Source organism: Caballeronia sp. BR00000012568055 (assembly GCF_029439455.1).
Lineage (GTDB): Bacteria > Pseudomonadota > Gammaproteobacteria > Burkholderiales > Burkholderiaceae > Caballeronia.
Map to the genome: position 1 here is coordinate 1 of NZ_JAQFVG010000333.1, position 17,373 is coordinate 17,373.

The following is a 17,373-nucleotide window of genomic DNA, read 5'->3' on the forward strand; positions in this document are numbered from 1 at the left end:
GCCGGTTGCGATCCGTTCTTTGTGAAATTATCGGGAGCGCGCGGCGGAAACTCCATTCGCTTTAGAATATGAATTTATAAGTCCAGGCTATAAATCAAGAGCTTCCTATGTCACGTGACACGCGCCACGCTGCCGCCGAAAACGCCGATCTGCGGTTCGATCTGATCGATCTGGAGACTTTCCTTGCGGTCGTCGAACTCGGGAGTTTCAGCGAGGCCGCCAAGCGCATGCACGTGTCGCAGCCATCGGTGACGAGCCGCGTGCAGAAGCTCGAATCCGTGCTGAAAACGCGGCTGGTCGAGCGCACCACCCGCAAGGTGATGGCCACGCCCGATGGCGAAATGCTGGCGGATCGCGCTCGGTCGGCACTGCGAGGATTACGCGAACTGATGCAGGATTTTCAGTCGCGGGCGGCATCGGCAAGATTGCGAACGATCGTGGCCACCACGCCGATGCCCGCGGCAGTCGTGCTGCCGCCGCTGATCCAGTCGTTCCGTCAGGCGCATCCGACCATGCAGATACAGGTGCGCGATCTGCAATACGAAGACGTGCTCGCAATGGTCGAAGACGCGCACGCGGACCTCGCCGTGACCGCGTTTGATGGCGACTCCAGCAAGCTGCATTTCGAGCCATTGGCGCGTGAGCCGATGCTGCTCGTGCTGCCTCGCTCGCATCCGCTTGCCGATGCTGGCAGCGTATCGCTCGAACAACTCGCTACATTGCCGCTGATGCTGCTGGACCGCTATGCGCTGCTGCAAACGCGCTTGTCGAAAGCCCTGGCGCAGCGTGGTTTATCGCTCGGTCCGATCCAGCACGCGACCAATGTCGGCACCGTGCTCGGACTGGTCGATGCCGGACTCGGCGCGACGATTCTGCCGAAGTATATGGCGCAGCGTTCCCTGCTCGATACGCGCGCGATGCTGGAAGTGCCGGATGTCGATCTGTCGCGCAGCTTCGGTATTTTGTTTCGCGCGAAGGCAGAGTTGAATGTGGCGTCGTCGCTGTTTCTGGAGCATTTGCGGGCGCATTTCGCGACTACGTTGCGGGGTGAGCGTTCTCGTTCGTGATGTGCGCGGCCACTTGCATCCCGCATCGCAAGTCACCCTTTCCCCAACGGCGGCCGCGATGGATACCCCGCCACATTACTCAACTGCGCCAGCTCCCCCGCCGCTTCCCGCAGCAACACCGAATACGCATGAATTTTCTCCGCCGTCAGCCGCACGCGCGGACCGGCGAGACTGATCACACCGACACAGCGCGATCCGCTCACCACCGGCGTCGCCACCGCCGACATACGCGGCGCGAAGACTTCATCGATCATGGCGTAGCCGCGCACGCGGGCGGCATGCAGGTAGCCGAGCAGCGCCTTCAGCGTGGTCGGCGCATTGGGACCGAATTCATTTGGTTGTCCGAATCCTTGTTTGAGCACGAGGGTGGCCGCTTGTTCATCGGTCATGGTCATGAGCCACGCATGTCCCGTCGATGTGCATGACAGACGCGCCGCCTGCCCCATGTCCGGATCGTACCGAAAGCCGGTGCGTTGTCCGTCCGCCTTGCCGACCCAGATGATCGCGTCGCCATCCACGAGTGACAGACGCGCCAGTTCGCCGGTGCGCGCCGCCACGCGTTCGATGATCGGCTGCGCGATATCCGCAATCCCTGTCAGGCTCAGAAACTCCAGCCCGTTTGATGTCATGCGCATCGTGAGGATATAGCGGCTGTGGTCGGTCAATTGCCGCACATAGCCGCCCTCGACCAGATCCGCCAACACGCGATGACACGTGCTGCGCGGCAGCGTCAGCGCCTCGGCAATCGCAACAAGCCCCGCGCCTTCGCCTTGCGAGGCAAGGAAATCGAGAAACTTCAAGCCGGTCTTCAGCGACATAAAAACCCGCGTTTTCCGTGATATGAAATGCAGTTCCGGTGCGGAACGCCCCGCTTGTGCTGCGCAAACAATAGCACCTGTTCATCGCCATAAAGAGCGATCAAACATGGAAAATTCAGGAGACACACATCATGTCGGTTCCCGCTGATTCGGATATCGCCGCCGAAGACCGGTCCACGCAAGCTCATTCGATGGCGCGTCGTGCGGTGGCAGGCGCGACCGTCGGCACCGCGCTCGAATGGTTCGATTTCGCGCTGTACGGCGTGGTCGCGGCCACGATCTTTCCCAAACTGTTCTTCCCTTCGCTCGATCCGACCGCCTCGCTGCTCGCCTCGCTCGCGAGTTTCTGGGCGGGACTGGCCGCGCGTCCGCTGGGCGCGGTGATCTGCGGCATGCTCGGTGATCGATGGGGACGCCGCAAGTTGATGCTCGTCACGGTGTCGGTGATGGGCGTCTCGTCATTCCTGATGGGCTTGCTGCCGACGTATCAGCAAGTCGGCATTCTTGCGCCGATTTTGCTGGTGACACTGCGCATCGTGCAGGGCTTTGCGCTCGGCGGTGAATCGACGGGTGCGCAGTTGATGGCGGTGGAACACGCGGCGGCATCGCGGCGCGGGCTGTATTCGGGCTTGCTCGGCATCTGCTCGCCGCTCAGTCAGATTCTCGCCAATCTCGCACTCTTTACGCTGGCCTCGCTGTTGTCGGCGGACGACTTCGAATCGTGGGGATGGCGGCTGCCCTTTCTCGCCAGCTTCGTGCTCGTGCTGCTCGGTATCTATATCCGCATGAAAGTGAGCGAAACGCCTGCGTTCGAAGCGCTCAAACACAGTGGCGCGCGCGTGCGGGCTGCAAATCCGCTTGGCATCGTGTTTCGTTTTCATTGGCGCACGGCCTTGCGCCTGACGCTGTTTTTCTGCGGTCCCGCCGCGCTGTTCTATCTGATCGTGGTGTTTTCGCTCAGCTATCTGACCAAGAATCTCGGCGTGCCGAAGCAGACCGCATTCATGCTGTTGATGGTCGCGAATGTATGCGCGATCGGCGGTGCGCTGGCGGGCGGTTATCTGAGCGATCGAATCGGACGCAAGCGCGCGCTGATGATCGGCTCGTTCGTCACGCTGATCTGCTGCCTGATCTACTTTCCGATTCTCAATCACGGTTCCATCGGCATGACGATGGCGGTGATGGGTGCGTTTCTTGGCTTCACACAGTTTCAGAGCGGCATTCAGCCGGTGTGGTTCGCGGAATCGTTTCCGACCGAGGCACGTTACACGGGTTCAGCGTTGTCGTATTCAGGCGCGAATCTGCTGACCGGCGGACCGATGCCGATTGTCGCCGTCGCGCTGCTGAATGCGTTTCACGGCTCGCCGTGGACCATTGTTGCCGTGTGCGGATCGCTTAATCTGCTTTCCTTATTAATGATCGCGACATCGCGTGAAACGAAGAATACGGCCCTTGAACGCAGCACGACACACTGAAAAATCATGACCCGAAAACTCTATATTCTGAACGGCTCGAACCTCAATATGCTGGGTTTGCGCGAGCCGCATTTGTACGGCAGCACCACGCTGAAAGACATCGAAAAGAATTGCCTGGCGCTGGCGGATTCGCTCGAATTCGACTGCGTGTTCCGGCAGACCAACAGCGAGAGCCAACTCATCGACTGGATTCAGGAAGCGTTTTTGCAGGACGCCGCGCTGATCATCAATCCGGCGGGTTTCTCATTCGGGCGCATTCCCGTGCTCGATGCCGTCAAGCTCGTTCGTCGTCCCGTGGTGGAAGTGCATATCACCAATATTCATCGGCGCTCGGAGGAGTATCGGCATTCGACGATTTCGGTGGCGGCCACGGCGGTGATTTGCGGCGCGGGCGCGAACGGCTATCTGCTCGCCATCCGCGCCGCCGATGATCTGTGGCGTACTACGGATCTCACGACTCCCGCATCCTGAACGTGTCTGCAAGGCCTTCATCGCCCGCCTCGCCCGAGGCGGCGATACGGCGGCCGCGTTCTATGTTACTGATCGCTGGACTGAAGACAGCTTCCTTCGCGATCCAGCATGGCTTCGAGCAGCGTGATGAGCTGATCGTCACACTCGCCGCGACGGAAAAAGCCGTCGAACGCCGCCAGCGATCCGCGCTTGCGCAACTCGTATTCGTCGTAGCCGGTCATCGCGATAATGCCGACATGACTGATCGCGCCGATTTTGCGCACCATCGCCGCGACATCGAACCCGTCGAATTCGGGCATGTTGATATCCAGCAAAATGATATGCGGCGTCCAGTCCTGCAAGACTTCCAGCGCCTGAATGCCGCCCAGCGCAGTCTCGACGGCATAACCGTCCGCGGCCAGCCGCGCGCCCGTTGCTCTCGCACCGGATTCGTTGTCGTCCACGACCAGCACCCGCGCAATGTCATTTTCGACACGGACGGTTCGCGACGAAAAGCGGCCGGCAAGACTATTGTCTGGCGGAATGGTTGTCATAACACCCCGATCTTCTCAACGTGGCGTGCTCCGCGCATGGCGCGCGGAGTCGTACGAAAGTGCGGATCGGACGGTCAGTGTCCGGATCGATAGTCCGGGCGGCGCGTGTCGCCGCTGCGGCTGTCGCTGCGGCTATCACCACGGCTGTCGTTGCGGCTGCCCGTGCGCACCGGCGATCCGTGATCCTCGCCGATGGTCGAGATCGCGTGCTTGAACAGCATCTGCGAACCGCTCGTGGAATTGAGATAGACCACGTAGGCGTCGAAAGACTGGATGTGTCCTGTGAGCTTGATGCCGTTCACCAGGAAGACATTGACGCGCTTGCGTTCCTTCCGCAGTGCGTTGAGAAAATCGCTTTGTAGGTTGTTTGGCAAAGTGGCCATTGGTATATCTCTCGTGATTTTTATTCGGTTCCCGCTGTCCTTACCGATCCAGCACCGACGACAAATTGTGCGTCTTCGAGATATGTTTATCCAGAAGGATCAGCCTCGTGGCGTCTATATTAACGGCTTCCTTCCTTCAGCGGCCTGAATGCGCAAAATTGCCTCGCATTTGCGCGCCTTCCTTGCTCCCTCCATTATGGTGGCAGCGGCATCCGGGTATTGGTCCACGTCAATATCGCGAACAATAAGCGCTACCGACAAAGCATCGGAGCGCCCGCGATGGCCACCGCCGAATGGTTCGCGTTTTCTGTGGCAACCCTTGCCGCCACCAGTTCGCCCGGCCCGAACGCGATGCTCGTCGTGCGCAATACGGTGCGCTACGGCATAGGTTCGGCGATATTCACGGTGATCGGTAATTTATGCGCGCGTTGCGTGACGGCCAGCGGCGTCATGCTCGGGCTGAACGTGCTGCTCGGCGCGTCGCCGTGGCTGCTGCTGAGTCTGCGTCTGGGGGGCGCGGCGTTTCTGATCTGGCTGGGCGTGAAAGCCGTGCGCGCGCGTCGTCCGTTGGCATCGCCTGCGCGCGGTAACGAACGCGCTTGCTATCCGCGTCTGAAAGTGGGCGTCGAAGCGTCGATCGTGTCGATGTCCAATCCGAACACGCTCGGATTTTTCGCCGCCGCGCTGCCGCAACTGGTCGATCTCAACGCGCCGCTGCTGCCGCAATGGGCGACGCTGATTGTTATCGATACAGGCGTGGTGCTGGGCGTGATGGCGACGTACGCGCTGGTGACGCACGCGGTGCATCGGCGCGTGGCGAATCCGGCGCGGCTGACGCTGATCCGGCGCGGCGGCGGCATCGCGCTGATCGTGGTTGGAATCACGATGCTGCCTTTGCGATAAGGCGCGGTTTCAAACCGCCGCAGTCAGATCGCGCTCCGCCTCCGGCTCGCTGCGCAACACCGGCGCCGATGCCTTGAGCAACTGCGTATAAGCATGACGCGGCTGGTCGAACACGGTTTCGACATCGCCCTCTTCCACCACACGGCCGGATTTGAACACGAGCACGCGATCGGCTAAATGCCCGACCACATCGAGATCGTGTGAAATAAACAGCAAGGCAGTCGAATGCCGCGCCTGCAAGGACACCAGCAGATCGAGCACTTGCGCCTGCACGTAGACATCGAGCGCGGAAACCGGCTCGTCGCATACGATCAGCGCCGGTTCCGACGCCAGCGCCCGCGCAATCGCCACGCGCTGCCGCTGGCCGCCCGACAGCGAAATCGGCCGCCGATGCAGGTACGCCGCGCTCAAACCGACCTGTTCGAGCAGATCGACACTCTGCGCGAGCACATCGGACTTCGAAAGCCGCCGCGCGTGCAGCCCTTCCGCGAGCAGTTCGCGCACACTATGACGCGGATCGAACGAACTTAAGGGATCTTGCGGGATGTACTGCATACGCGAACGCACCGCGCGTCGCGCCGACTCTTTCACTCCCGCGCCGTTCCATTCGCGATCCAGAAACCGCACCGTGCCCCGGTCCGGTGCAAGCAGACCGAGCACGATATTGCCGCACGTGCTTTTCCCCGATCCAGACTCGCCGATAATGCCCAGCACTTCGCCTTCGCGCACGCTGAACGACACGCCATCGAGCGCGGTAAAACGCTCGCCGTATGTCTTGCCGATACCCTCGACCTCCAGCACCACACGCCCCGACGACACCACGCGCGGCGGCAATTTATCGCGCACGATCGACGACGACACCATCCGCGCCGAACTCAGCTTGTGCCCGCGCGATTGCAGCGAAGGCTGCGCCGCGAGCAATTGCCGCGTGTATTCATGTTTCGGATGCCGAAGCACATCGCGCGTCGCGCCGCTATCGACGACTTGACCGTTGTGCATCACCAGCACGCGATCCGCAATGCCCGACACCACCGCCAGATCGTGACTGATCAGCAGCACGCCCACGCCCTGCGCGAGCCGTTCAGCCAGCACGGCGAGCACTTGAGCCTGCACGGTGACATCGAGCGCAGTGGTAGGTTCATCGGCGATGACCAGCGCAGGACTCGCCGCAATCGCGGATGCAATCAGCGCACGCTGACGCAATCCGCCCGACAATTCATGCGCATATTGTTTCGCGCGAAGCGAAGGCTCGGGAATGCCGACATCGCGCATCACGTCATGCACGCGGCGCTTGCGTTCAGCACGCGAACGCTCCACGCGATGACGCGCAAGCACTTCGGCAATCTCCGCGCCGACCGTGCGCAGCGGATCGAGCGAGACGAGCGCGTCCTGCATCACCAGTCCCGCGAACGGCCCGCGCAGCGCGCGCCAGTCGCGTTCGGTGAAGCTCAGTGCATTGCGCCCGTTTATTTCGAACTGCTTCGCATCGATGATCGCGCCGCGTCCCGACAAGCCAATCAGACTGCGCGCCGTCAGACTCTTGCCCGAACCGGATTCGCCTACCAGCGCAACGCATTCGCCGGGGTGTATCGTCAGATCGACGCCGCGCACGAGCGATGCGCCAGCGTTCGCGTTCGGAAACGCGATCGACAGACCGCGAATATCGACCAATGGCCGCGTTTGATTCGAACTCATGCGCGCACCTCGAATTTGCGTTGCAGAAAGCGGCCGATCACCGCGAAGGACAGGACCGTCAGCGTGATCGCCATGCCGGGAAACACGCTCGGCCACCACGCCACGCGCAGCACGTCGCGGCCTTCCGCGAGCATCACGCCCCATTCGGGCGTCGGCGGTTGCGGTCCGAGTCCAAGAAAGCTCAATCCCGATACCGCGGTGATCGCGCTGCCGATATCGATGGTCGCGATCACGGGCACTACAACCAGCACATTCTGGCAGCACATGCCGCAGAAAAATCTGCGTACGCGATAAACCGAAGCTCACCGCGTGCGTAACGTAATCGGCGCGGCGTACCACCAACGCCTGCGAACGCAACACGCGTCCAAACTTAGGAATCCCGGCTATTCCTACCGCGATTGCAATATTGACGATGCCCTGACCCAAAAATGTCACCACGAACAGCGAGAGCAACACGGGAGGAAACGCGGAAAGCACATCGAATACGCGGGATGCGGCTTCATCGGCGAAACGGTTTGAGAGGCCCGCAAACAGTCCGACGACGAGGCCAATCGCCAGACTCACGATCATGCTCGCCAGCCCGATCAGCAGCGAATAACGTGCGCCGTAGATCACGCGCGACAGTACATCGCGCCCGATACGATCGGTGCCGAACCAATGCTGCGCGTTGGGCGACTGAAGCGTGGCGGCGACATCACTGACGAGCGGATCGTAGGACGTAACGATGCGCGGAAAAGCCATCGCAAACGCAAGCGCGATAAGAAACGCCACAGCGATCGTCACGCCGACAGGTACATGCGGCCTTGCACGCCGCAAAGGGAAAGTTGCACTCATTGACTGCGCAGCCTCGGATCGATGAAGAGATAAGCGATATCGAGCAAGGTGGAAATCACCACATGCACGAACGCGGCAAGCAGCACCACGGCCAGCACCACCGGCACGTCCTGCGATGTCACCGCCGTCAACGTCACGCTGCCGATGCCGGGCCGCCCGAACATCTTTTCGGTGATGACCGCGCCGCCGAGCAAGCCGCCGATCAGCCAGCCGCCGAGCGTTACCACCGGCAGCAAGGCATGACGCAATACGTGACGCGCGCGCAATACCAGTTCGGAAACGCCGCGCGCGCGTATTGTCGTGACGAACGGTTTGTCGAGCGCGGCTTCGATCGATTCGCGCATCACTTGCGACAGGATGCCTGCGGTCGGCAACGCAAGCGTCACGGCGGGCAGTACCAGTGCTCGCCAGCCGTTCGCGCCCGAGACCGGAAACAGCCGCCATTCGAACGAAAACGCGATCAGCAACAACATGCCGAGCCAGAACACGGGCGTGGACGTGAACGTCAGTTCGATCAACGAAGCAATGCGCGCGCCCCACGCGCCTTCACCGCCCGCCGTCACCGTTGCCACGACGATAGCGAGCACCAGTGCAAGCACGCCAGCGGATACAGCAAGCTGCATCGTCGGCAGAAGCTGACTGCGCAATACATCGAGCACAGGCTGCTGCATCACGAACGAGGTGCCGAGATCGCCGTGCGCGAGCCGCAGCAGAAACTGCCCGTATTGCCACGGCAGACTGTGATCGAGTCCCCATTGCGCGGCAATCGCCTCACGCAAACCGGGATACGCGAGATCGCCCGCCAGCACGTCTTCAATGCGACCCGGCAGCGCGTGAATCGCCACGAACGCCACCGATGCCGCGAGCCACAGCACGATCAATCCCGTCAAAAGCCGTGTGCCGATCTTCTTGCCCATCTCACGCTCCCTGCTTGTCGATCCAGATGTCGTACGCGCTCGCCGGGCCGTCGAGTTGCGGCTCGAAGCCAATGCCATGCACGTTCGATTTCGCCGCCAGGTGATACACCGGCGCAAACAGCGGCACGATAAAGGCCTGATCGACCGCGCGCTGCTGAATCTCGCCCAGCAACTTGCGTCGTTCATCGCCGATCGGCAGCACGCGTGCGCGGTTGATATCGCCAGTTATTTTGGAATCCGAACCAGGTATCGCGCTGTACAGAAAGCCTTTGTCGCCGAGCATGTCCCATAGTTCCATTGCCACGTCGGACGGGTTATCCGTATTCGGATAGATGAACCACACGCCCGTGGCCTTCTGATTGGCGAAGTCGCCCGCCGTGGTAATGCGCAGATTCAGGTCCAGTCCGATGTTCTGCCGCAGCGCCGATTGCACCGCCCGAATCAGCACGTCGCGGCTGTCGCGCACATACGGTTGCGGATAACCCACTTCGATCGTCAGGCGCTTGCCGTCCTTGGTGCGGAAACCGTCCTTGTCGCGCGCGATCCAGCCTGCTTCGTCGAGCAGACGATTGGCATCGGCGATCTTGTTGCCCCATGAACCCGCGAGTTGCTTGGCATAGTCCGGATTATCGGGGCCGATATTCGACCACGCGCGCCGCACGGTGCCGAGATATACGCTCTTGACGATGGCGTCGAGATCGAAGCCATCGCGCAGTGCGCGCCGCACGCGTACGTCGTTGGCGGGCGGCACGGTGTAATTCACATTCAGCGTGAACGAGGTCGTCGCCGATGGACCGTGTATGTACTGGAAGCCATCGACCTTGTCGAAGACGGCGATATCGGTCGGCTGAACGCCTTCGATCAGATCGACTTGTCCGGAACTCAGCGCGCCGGTACGCACGGCTGCTTCCGGCAGGAAACGATATGTCACGCGATTCAAATAGGCCGGTCCTTTATGTGCCGCGTTATCCAGCGCCCACTGATAATCAGGATTCCGTTCGAATGTCGCCTGCTGTCCGCGCTGATACGACTTGAACACGAACGCCCCCGTCCCGACGATACCCGGCCCACCGCCGCACAAATCCTTGTTCTCCGCGAGCGCTTTCGGCGAGATAAAGCCCAGCTTCACGCTGGAAAGCGATTCGAGCGTGGTCGAATCCGGCCGCTTCATGACCAGCTTTACGACATACGGTGACACCACTTCCACATGATCGAACGCCACTAGCAAGGACGCCGATGCCGATGTCGTCGCCACATTGTTCAGGATGTAATCGAAGTTGGCCTTCACTGCATCGCCGTTGAATGGCGTGCCATCGGTGAATTTAACGTCGTCGCGCAGATTGAACGTGTAGCTCCTGCCATCGTCGGCGACGCTCCACGATTTGGCGAGCCACGGCGCATACGTGCCATCGGTGCGCTTGGAAATGAGCGAATCGATAAAATTGCGGATCACCCAAAACGCATTCTGTTGCGATGAGCGATGCGGGTCGAAACACGCGGGTTCGGTCGTCACGCCCCAAGTGAGATCGCCGCCGGATACCGGCTGTTTTGACACCGCTTGCGCCGATTGCGCGGATGCGGATTCCGATTTGCTGCATGCCGTTATCGCCGCGCCTGAGGCGATCGACAACGTAATGGCCAGGGCGCGTGCGAGCGCCGGTCGTGTGTAGATCATCGAGTAGGAAATTAAGGGGAAACAGAAGACGTGATGCAAAGCTCACAACCGATTTATGCCTATTACGCGGCCCGTTCTGCCGCACGATGCGCTTCAGGCGTCGCCAGTCCCAAATGACTGCGCAGCGTCTTGCCTTCATATGCGCGACGGAAAATGCCGCGCTGCTGAAGGATCGGCACGACGCCTTCGGTGAACGCTTCGAGACCATCGGGCAGCGCGTCGGGCATCAGATTGAAGCCATCAGCCGCGCCGTTTTCGAACCAATGCGTGATATCGTCGGCAATTTGTTCCGGTGTACCAACGATTACACGATGCCCACCGCCACCCGCCAATTCACGCACCAATTCGCGCACCGTATAGCCATTTTTGCGCGCCAGCGCGAGCGTCGCGTTGAAGAAGGTGTGATTGCCATTGCCGTTATTGGGCAGCGGAAGGTCGTCGGGCAGACGTTGATCGAACGAAAGCGTATCGGCGGGAATGCCGAGTGTTCCTGCGAGACGGTTCAGGCTGTAGCGCTCGGGAATCAGATCGATAAGTTCATCGCGGCGGCGGCGCGCTTCGCTTTCCGTCGAACCGATGATGGTTGTCAATCCCGCGAGCACTTTCACCGCGTTCGGCCCGCGTCCGTAGCGTGCCGCGCGTGCATTGAGATCATCGCGATACGCCCGCGATTCATCGAATGATTGCGACGCTGAAAACACGGCTTCTGCATGACGTGCCGCAAGATCGCGGCCATCACCGGATGCGCCTGCCTGCACGAGCACCGGATGCCCTTGCGCCGAACGCGGCAGATTCAGCGCGCCCTGCACGCCGAAAAAGCGCCCGCGATGCGCCGCTGCATGAACCTTCGAAAGATCGACGAAACGCCCGCTCGCTTTATCCGCGATAAAAGCATCGTCGTCCCAACTATTCCACAGTGTCTTGACGAGTGTGGCGAACTCGTCCGCGCGGGCATAACGTTGCGCATGATCCGGCACGGCGTCCAGACCGAAATTGCGCGCGGACGCCACATCCGCCGTCGTGACGATATTCCAGCCCGCACGTCCATTGCTGATGAGATCGAGCGTAGCAAAGCGCCGCGCGATGTTATACGGCTCGTTATAGCTCGTCGATGCGGTCGCAATCAGTCCGAGATGCGTGGTGGCCGCTGCAACGCTCGTGAGCAGCAAGGTCGGTTCGAGCGCGGTGATCGGGCGCAGATCGAGTTGATCGGAAATCGCGGCGTTATCGGCCAGAAAGATGGCGTCGAGACACGCGCGCTCCGCAATCTGCGCGAGCCGCACATAATGATTCACGTCGAGAAACACGCGCGGATCGGCATCGGCCACGCGCCAGGCGGAAGGCACGAAACCCGAATGCAGCGCGTTGATATTCAAATGCAACTGGCGCGGAGAAAGGGCGCTCATGAGAAGACCTTATTGATATCGATGATGTCAGAACACGCGACCTTCGGTCAGATGCGTGGTCACGCCGTTGAGCGCGTAATCGCCTATCACGCGTGCTTTGTGCAGCAGCGGGTTATGGCTGAAGATGGTGCGCAGATTGCGCCAGTGGCGATCGAAGTTATGCGCGCGCGCTGTCGCCGATGCACCGCCCGCTTCGAACATGCGCTCAGCCGAATACAGCGCGAGTTTGCTGACCACGAGTTGCGTGCGTGCAGTCGCAAGTGCGCCTTCGAGCACGAGCGATTCCGCATCCGCCTGCCCGTTGCGTATGGCACGTGATGAGCGATCGAGCACGCGGGCGTTCTCGCGAACGAGCGCATCGATCGCATGACTGTGCGCCGAAATTTCGCCGATGACCTGCTGAATAAAGGCATCTTCACGCGCTGACGGCGCAGGGCTATGCAGCACCGGCCGGCCGTGGCGCAGCACATAACGCTTCGCATCCTCGACCACGTTGCGCACAATACCCGCCGCCACCGCAACGAGATGCAACTGACGCAATGCGCCACCTTGACGACCGGCAAGCGTGCTCAGCGTGCGCGGCGTGATTTCATCGGCATAAACGAGCAGATTGTTGAATTCGAGGCTACCGCTCGCGGTCATGCGCTGGCCCATGCCATCCCAGTCGTCGATCACGCTGAAGCCTTCGCGCGTCACGGGCACGATGGCGATCACCGGTTCGCCGTGTTCGTCCTGCACGTTCAGGCGCGCGTAGTCGGAGAATGCGGTGCCGGTCGAATAATATTTGCGGCCGGTCAGACGGAAGTGGTCGCCCTCGCGCTTCAGTTGCGTGGTGATTTCGCCGGGCCGTGACGTGCCCGCTTCTGTCGATGCACCGCCGAAGATCGCGCCTTCCGCCACGCGTTTGATCTGCTGTTCGTTGAACGGCGTACGTGGCGAAAGCAGCAGCGCTTCGGTCTGATCGAAGTGAATGCGCAGTGCATGCGCCACATTGCTTTCATGCGCGCCGAGCGTGGCGATCACATGAAAGACGTCTTCGAGCGAACCGCCGAGGCCGCCCCATTCCAGCGGAAAACGCAGTGTGCCGAGCTTCGATTCGCGAAAGCGCGCGAAAGCTTCGAACGGCAATTCGCGCCGTGTTTCGCGTGCGGCCGCTTCTTCGCCGATGGCGGCAGCGAGCGCGGGCAGCGCATCGAGTGCGGCTTGCAGGGCCGCGTTGGGTTGAGCGTGTTCCGACATCATCGTTCCTTGTTTTGGTGTTGCCGCTTGGCACGTCGAGCATGTGCTGCTGGCGCAGCGCTCACACTAAAACGGACTGCATCGAAGGGGAACGAAGGGTTGAAGATAACGATTGAAGTATTCTGTGAATAAGCATTTGATTCTTACGCGATGGCACAACTCAAACGCAAGGAGAAACGTAATGGTCGCAAGTAAGCAGAACGGCCCCAATCGCACGACATCGGAACGCGCTTCCGACCGCGAGATGGTCATTACGCGCACCTTCGACGCCCCGGCGCGGCTCGTGTTCGAAGCGTGGACCAAGCCCGAGTTGTTCAGACAATGGTGGGTGCCGAAATCCAGCGGTGCGACGCTGCTTTCCTGCGAACAGGACGTACGCGTGGGCGGCACGTATCGGCTGGAATTCGAGCATCCGAGAGCGCCTGCGCCAATGGCCTTCTTCGGCAAATATCTCGAAGTGGTGCCGAATGCAAAGATCGTCTGGACCAACGAGGAAAGTCCCGATGGCGCCATCACCACCGTCACTTTCGAAGAGCAAGACGGCAAGACGCTGCTGGTGATGCGCGAGCTTTATCCGTCGAACGAAGCGCTCGAGATCGCCATGGAAGGGATGGATGAAGCCATGCCCGAGACGTTCGCGCAGCTCGACGAATTTCTGCTGTCGCGCGGTGCCGAGCGAAGCTGAAACGCTCAGAGCAAGGGCAGCATTTGCCGCACATGCGCAGCGAATGCCGTCGTCAGTGGCGACGGACGCGACGGCGCAATCTTCAGCGTGATGCCGACTTCGGGCAATGGCGGGAGATCAGGATCGGCATCGAGAACGTGCAGATCGGCGGGCACGGCCGTGCGCGTGATAACCGCGACAGCCTGCCCCGATCGCACCACGGCGAGCAGTCCTGACAAACTGCTGCTCGCATACGCAATCCGATAAGCCCGTCCCGCGCGATGCAATGCTTCGCATGCCGAACGATGATCGAGCGTATCGGGATCGGAGAGCGCGAGCGGCAAGGTATCGAAGTGCGCGGATTGCAGCCCCGCCGCGCCGATCCACACCAGCGGCTCCCGGCGAATGATGTCATCTGTATCGGCGTGCGGCAGCGAAACCATCGCCAGATCGATGGCCGACTTGTGCAATTGTTCGACAAGACGCGGCGTCGGCGCGCACATCACTTCGACCAGCGCCTGCGGATGCAGTCTCGAAAATCGCCGCAATAGTGACGGCAGAAAAACCGCCGCATAGTCGTCCGGACAGCCGAAGCGGATATTGCCCGACAAACCCTTGCCGCATAGATCGGCCATCGCTTCATCATGCAAGCGGAGAATGCGCTGCGCATGCACCAGCAAACGCTCGCCGGGATTGGTCAGCACCACGCCGCGCCCGGTGCGCTCGAACAGCGGATGATCGATCACCGCTTCGAGCCGGCGAATCTGCTGACTGAGCGCCGATTGCGTCCGTCCGATGCGCCCCGCCGCGCGGCTGAGCGAGCGCGCATCGGCAATGGCGACGAAGGAGCGCAGCAAATCCACATCAAGCGAGAGGCTCACGGTATTAGTTCCCGAGGTATTAGCGTCATTTCTAGCTCGCATTAGAAGTATTCGCTTCTATCAAAACAGAGACGCCTCTAGACTGCAAGCTGATCCGACACACGCCCGAGGAGTAGCACGATGTCCAAAAACGACGACGCAGCCTTTTGGCACAACGCGAGACACCATCTGATCCGCTATGGCGGCACCTTCGAGCCGCTCATCATCGAACGCGCGCAGGGCAGCTTCGTGTACGACGCGGACGGCCGCGCGATTCTGGATTTCACTTCGGGGCAAATGAGTTCGCTGCTCGGGCATAGCCATCCGGATATCGTCAGCGTCATCAACGACTATGCGGGCAAGCTCGATCATCTGTTCAGCGGCATGCTTTCGCGGCCAGTGGTCGATCTGGCCACGCGTCTTGCCGATATCACGCCCAAAGGACTCGACCGCGCGCTGCTGCTCAGCACCGGCGCGGAGTCGAACGAAGCGGCGATCCGCATGGCCAAGCTCGTGACGGGCGGCCATGAAATCGTCGGCTTTGCGCAGTCGTGGCACGGCATGACGGGCGCGGCGGCGTCCGCCACGTACAGCGCGGGGCGCAAGGGTGTGGGCCCGGCGGCAGCGGGTTCGTTCGCGATTCCCGCGCCGTTCACATATCGCGGCCGCTTCGAACGTGATGGTCGATACGACTATCTCGCCGAACTCGATTACGCCTTCGATCTGATCGACCGGCAATCCTGCGGCAGGCTCGCGGCCTTTATTGCGGAGCCGATTCTGAGTTCGGGCGGCATCATCGAATTGCCGGAAGGCTATATGGCGGCGCTCAAGCGTAAGTGCGAGGAGCGCGGCATGCTGCTGATTCTCGACGAAGCGCAGACGGGTATCGGCCGGACGGGAACGATGTTCGCCTGCCAGCGCGACGGTGTTACGCCCGACATTCTTACGTTATCGAAGACGCTCGGCGCGGGCTTGCCGCTCGCGGCGATCGTGACGTCGGCGGAGATCGAAGAGCGCGCGCACGAACTCGGCTACTTGTTCTATACGACGCACGTGTCCGATCCGCTGCCCGCCGCCGTCGGTCTGCGCGTGCTCGATGTCGTGCAGCGCGATGGCCTCGTCGAACGCGCGAACGTGATGAGCGCGCGGTTGCGGCGCGGCCTGCTCGATCTGATGGAGCGTCACGACTGTATCGGCGATATTCGCGGACGCGGCCTGCTGCTGGGCGTGGAAATCGTCAAGGATCGCGCGAGCAAGGAACCCGCCGATGGCCTCGGCGCGAAGATCACACGCGAGTGCATGAAGCTGGGCCTGAGCATGAATATCGTGCAATTGCCGGGCATGGGCGGCGTGTTTCGCATCGCGCCGCCGCTGACGGTGAGCGAAGAGGAAATCGATCTCGGGCTGGAACTGCTGGGGCGTGCGATCGAACGATCGGTTTGATGATGCGAGCGGCAGTTTTGATCAGGACTGCCGCTCGATTGCGTTATCGTTTATCGCACCAGGCAAGGCTTCTTGTTGTCGAATTTCCAGTTCGGAATCAGGTATTGCATGGCGACGCCGTCATCGCGTGCGCCGAGTCCATGTTGCTGATACAGCGCGTGCGCCTTTTCAAGCTCATCCATATCGAGTTCGACGCCAAGACCCGGCACCTCGGGCACCTTCACTTTGCCGCCGACGATCTGCAACGGATCGCGCGTCAGGCGCTGGCCGTCTTGCCAGATCCAATGCGTATCGATCGCGGTGATCTTGCCGGGCGCGGCGGCGGCGACGTGCGTAAACATCGCGAGCGAAATATCGAAGTGATTGTTCGAGTGCGAGCCCCACGTCAGGCCCCAGTCGTTGCACATCTGCGCGACGCGTACCGAGCCTTGCATGGTCCAGAAATGCGGATCGGCAAGCGGAATGTCCACTGATTGAAGCTGGATCGCGTGGCCCATTTGACGCCAGTCTGTGGCGATCATGTTCGTTGCGGTCGGCAAGCCCGTGGCACGACGGAATTCGGCCATCACTTCGCGGCCCGAATAGCCGTTTTCTGCGCCGCATGGGTCTTCGGCATACGCGAGGACATCGTGTTTATCGCGGCACAAGCGGATCGCTTCGGCGAGTGACCATGCGCCGTTTGGATCGAGCGTCACGCGTGCTTGCGGGAAGCGTTCTGCAAGCGCTGTTACCGCTTCGATTTCGGCATCGCCTGCGAGCACGCCGCCTTTGAGTTTGAAATCGTTGAAGCCATAGCGGGCTTGTGCGGCTTCTGCGAGACGCACGACCGCTTCGGGCGTCAGCGCGACTTCCGTGCGCACGCGTTCCCAATCGTCCTTACCGTCCTCGCCCGATGCGTACGGCAAATCGGTTTTGTTACGGTTTCCGACATAAAACAGATAGCCGAGCATTTCGACTTCGTCGCGCTGCTGGCCTTCGCCAAGCAACGCA

Annotated in this window: 17 protein-coding genes and 1 pseudogene; 6 read left to right on the forward strand and 12 right to left on the reverse strand. The window is 61.0% G+C overall.

What is annotated here, in order from left to right; all coding sequences use genetic code 11:
* The first annotated feature begins 107 nt into the window (after positions 1-107).
* Positions 108-1,067, forward strand: coding sequence for a LysR family transcriptional regulator (locus P7F28_RS28440; RefSeq protein WP_277188191.1), 960 nt, complete (start codon positions 108-110; stop codon positions 1,065-1,067).
* Between the two features lie 32 nt (positions 1,068-1,099).
* On the opposite strand, the gene P7F28_RS28445 is transcribed toward P7F28_RS28440, so the two are convergent.
* Positions 1,100-1,885 carry an IclR family transcriptional regulator gene (locus tag P7F28_RS28445; RefSeq protein ID WP_277188192.1) on the reverse strand — a complete coding sequence of 262 codons (786 nt, stop codon included), beginning with the start codon at positions 1,883-1,885 and terminating at the stop codon, positions 1,100-1,102.
* A 191-nt stretch (positions 1,886-2,076) separates the two neighbouring features.
* Between P7F28_RS28445 and P7F28_RS28450 the strand changes: the two genes are divergently transcribed.
* Together P7F28_RS28450 and P7F28_RS28455 are read left to right on the forward strand one after the other, a co-directional pair.
* Positions 2,077-3,360, forward strand: coding sequence for an MFS transporter (locus P7F28_RS28450; RefSeq protein WP_277188204.1), 1,284 nt, complete (start codon positions 2,077-2,079; stop codon positions 3,358-3,360).
* 6 nt (positions 3,361-3,366) lie between these two features.
* Complete coding sequence (locus tag P7F28_RS28455; RefSeq protein WP_277188193.1) at positions 3,367-3,831, forward strand: type II 3-dehydroquinate dehydratase; 465 nt, start codon at positions 3,367-3,369, stop codon at positions 3,829-3,831.
* A 65-nt stretch (positions 3,832-3,896) separates the two neighbouring features.
* Here the strand turns inward: P7F28_RS28455 and P7F28_RS28460 are convergent, their stop codons facing one another.
* Both P7F28_RS28460 and hfq read right to left on the reverse strand, forming a co-directional pair.
* Positions 3,897-4,274: a response regulator gene (locus P7F28_RS28460; protein ID WP_277188194.1), complete on the reverse strand. Its 378-nt coding sequence runs from the start codon at positions 4,272-4,274 to the stop codon at positions 3,897-3,899.
* Positions 4,275-4,438: 164 nt separating this feature from the next.
* Positions 4,439-4,747 carry an RNA chaperone Hfq gene (gene hfq / locus P7F28_RS28465; RefSeq protein ID WP_277188195.1) on the reverse strand — a complete coding sequence of 103 codons (309 nt, stop codon included), beginning with the start codon at positions 4,745-4,747 and terminating at the stop codon, positions 4,439-4,441.
* A 279-nt stretch (positions 4,748-5,026) separates the two neighbouring features.
* Between hfq and P7F28_RS28470 the strand changes: the two genes are divergently transcribed.
* On the forward strand, positions 5,027-5,650 hold the full coding sequence (locus P7F28_RS28470) for a LysE family translocator (protein ID WP_277188196.1): 624 nt from the start codon (positions 5,027-5,029) through the stop codon (positions 5,648-5,650).
* A gap of 9 nt (positions 5,651-5,659) precedes the next feature.
* Here P7F28_RS28470 and P7F28_RS28475 read toward each other — a convergent pair whose 3' ends face one another.
* The 7 genes and pseudogenes from P7F28_RS28475 to P7F28_RS28505 form a co-directional block, all read right to left on the reverse strand.
* The gene (locus P7F28_RS28475; RefSeq protein WP_277188205.1) at positions 5,660-7,345 is read right to left on the reverse strand and encodes an ABC transporter ATP-binding protein; all 1,686 of its coding nucleotides are present in this window, start codon (positions 7,343-7,345) and stop codon (positions 5,660-5,662) included.
* Positions 7,342-7,578, reverse strand: a complete 237-nt coding sequence (locus tag P7F28_RS28480; protein WP_277188207.1) for a hypothetical protein — start codon at positions 7,576-7,578, stop codon at positions 7,342-7,344. The genes P7F28_RS28475 and P7F28_RS28480 overlap by 4 nt, the downstream gene beginning before the upstream one ends.
* 79 nt (positions 7,579-7,657) lie before the next feature.
* A pseudogene (locus tag P7F28_RS33770) lies at positions 7,658-8,179 on the reverse strand (ABC transporter permease); the annotation flags it as partial.
* On the reverse strand, positions 8,176-9,096 hold the full coding sequence (locus tag P7F28_RS28490; protein ID WP_277188197.1) for an ABC transporter permease: 921 nt from the start codon (positions 9,094-9,096) through the stop codon (positions 8,176-8,178). The gene P7F28_RS28490 and the pseudogene P7F28_RS33770, both read right to left, overlap by 4 nt.
* A 1-nt stretch (position 9,097) precedes the next feature.
* The gene (locus P7F28_RS28495; RefSeq protein ID WP_277188198.1) at positions 9,098-10,771 is read right to left on the reverse strand and encodes an ABC transporter substrate-binding protein; all 1,674 of its coding nucleotides are present in this window, start codon (positions 10,769-10,771) and stop codon (positions 9,098-9,100) included.
* Between the two features lie 62 nt (positions 10,772-10,833).
* A complete protein-coding gene (locus P7F28_RS28500; protein WP_277188199.1) occupies positions 10,834-12,177 on the reverse strand; it encodes an LLM class flavin-dependent oxidoreductase in 1,344 nt (447 codons plus the stop codon).
* Between the two features lie 27 nt (positions 12,178-12,204).
* Entirely contained in the window at positions 12,205-13,416 is a 1,212-nt protein-coding gene (locus P7F28_RS28505) for an acyl-CoA dehydrogenase family protein (protein WP_277188206.1), read from the reverse strand.
* A gap of 181 nt (positions 13,417-13,597) precedes the next feature.
* Here P7F28_RS28505 and P7F28_RS28510 point away from each other — a divergent pair, with 181 nt between their 5' ends.
* Positions 13,598-14,101 (forward strand): SRPBCC family protein, encoded by a 504-nt coding sequence (locus P7F28_RS28510; RefSeq protein ID WP_277188200.1) that lies wholly within the window; start codon positions 13,598-13,600, stop codon positions 14,099-14,101.
* 5 nt (positions 14,102-14,106) lie between these two features.
* Here the strand turns inward: P7F28_RS28510 and P7F28_RS28515 are convergent, their stop codons facing one another.
* Entirely contained in the window at positions 14,107-15,003 is an 897-nt protein-coding gene (locus tag P7F28_RS28515) for a LysR family transcriptional regulator (RefSeq protein WP_277188201.1), read from the reverse strand.
* Between the two features lie 78 nt (positions 15,004-15,081).
* On the opposite strand from P7F28_RS28515, the gene P7F28_RS28520 reads away from it, so the two are divergent.
* Positions 15,082-16,383: an aspartate aminotransferase family protein gene (locus P7F28_RS28520; RefSeq protein ID WP_277188202.1), complete on the forward strand. Its 1,302-nt coding sequence runs from the start codon at positions 15,082-15,084 to the stop codon at positions 16,381-16,383.
* Between the two features lie 50 nt (positions 16,384-16,433).
* Here P7F28_RS28520 and P7F28_RS28525 read toward each other — a convergent pair.
* Positions 16,434-17,373: enolase C-terminal domain-like protein (locus tag P7F28_RS28525; RefSeq protein WP_277188203.1), on the reverse strand; the 940-nt coding region annotated here is incomplete at its 5' end.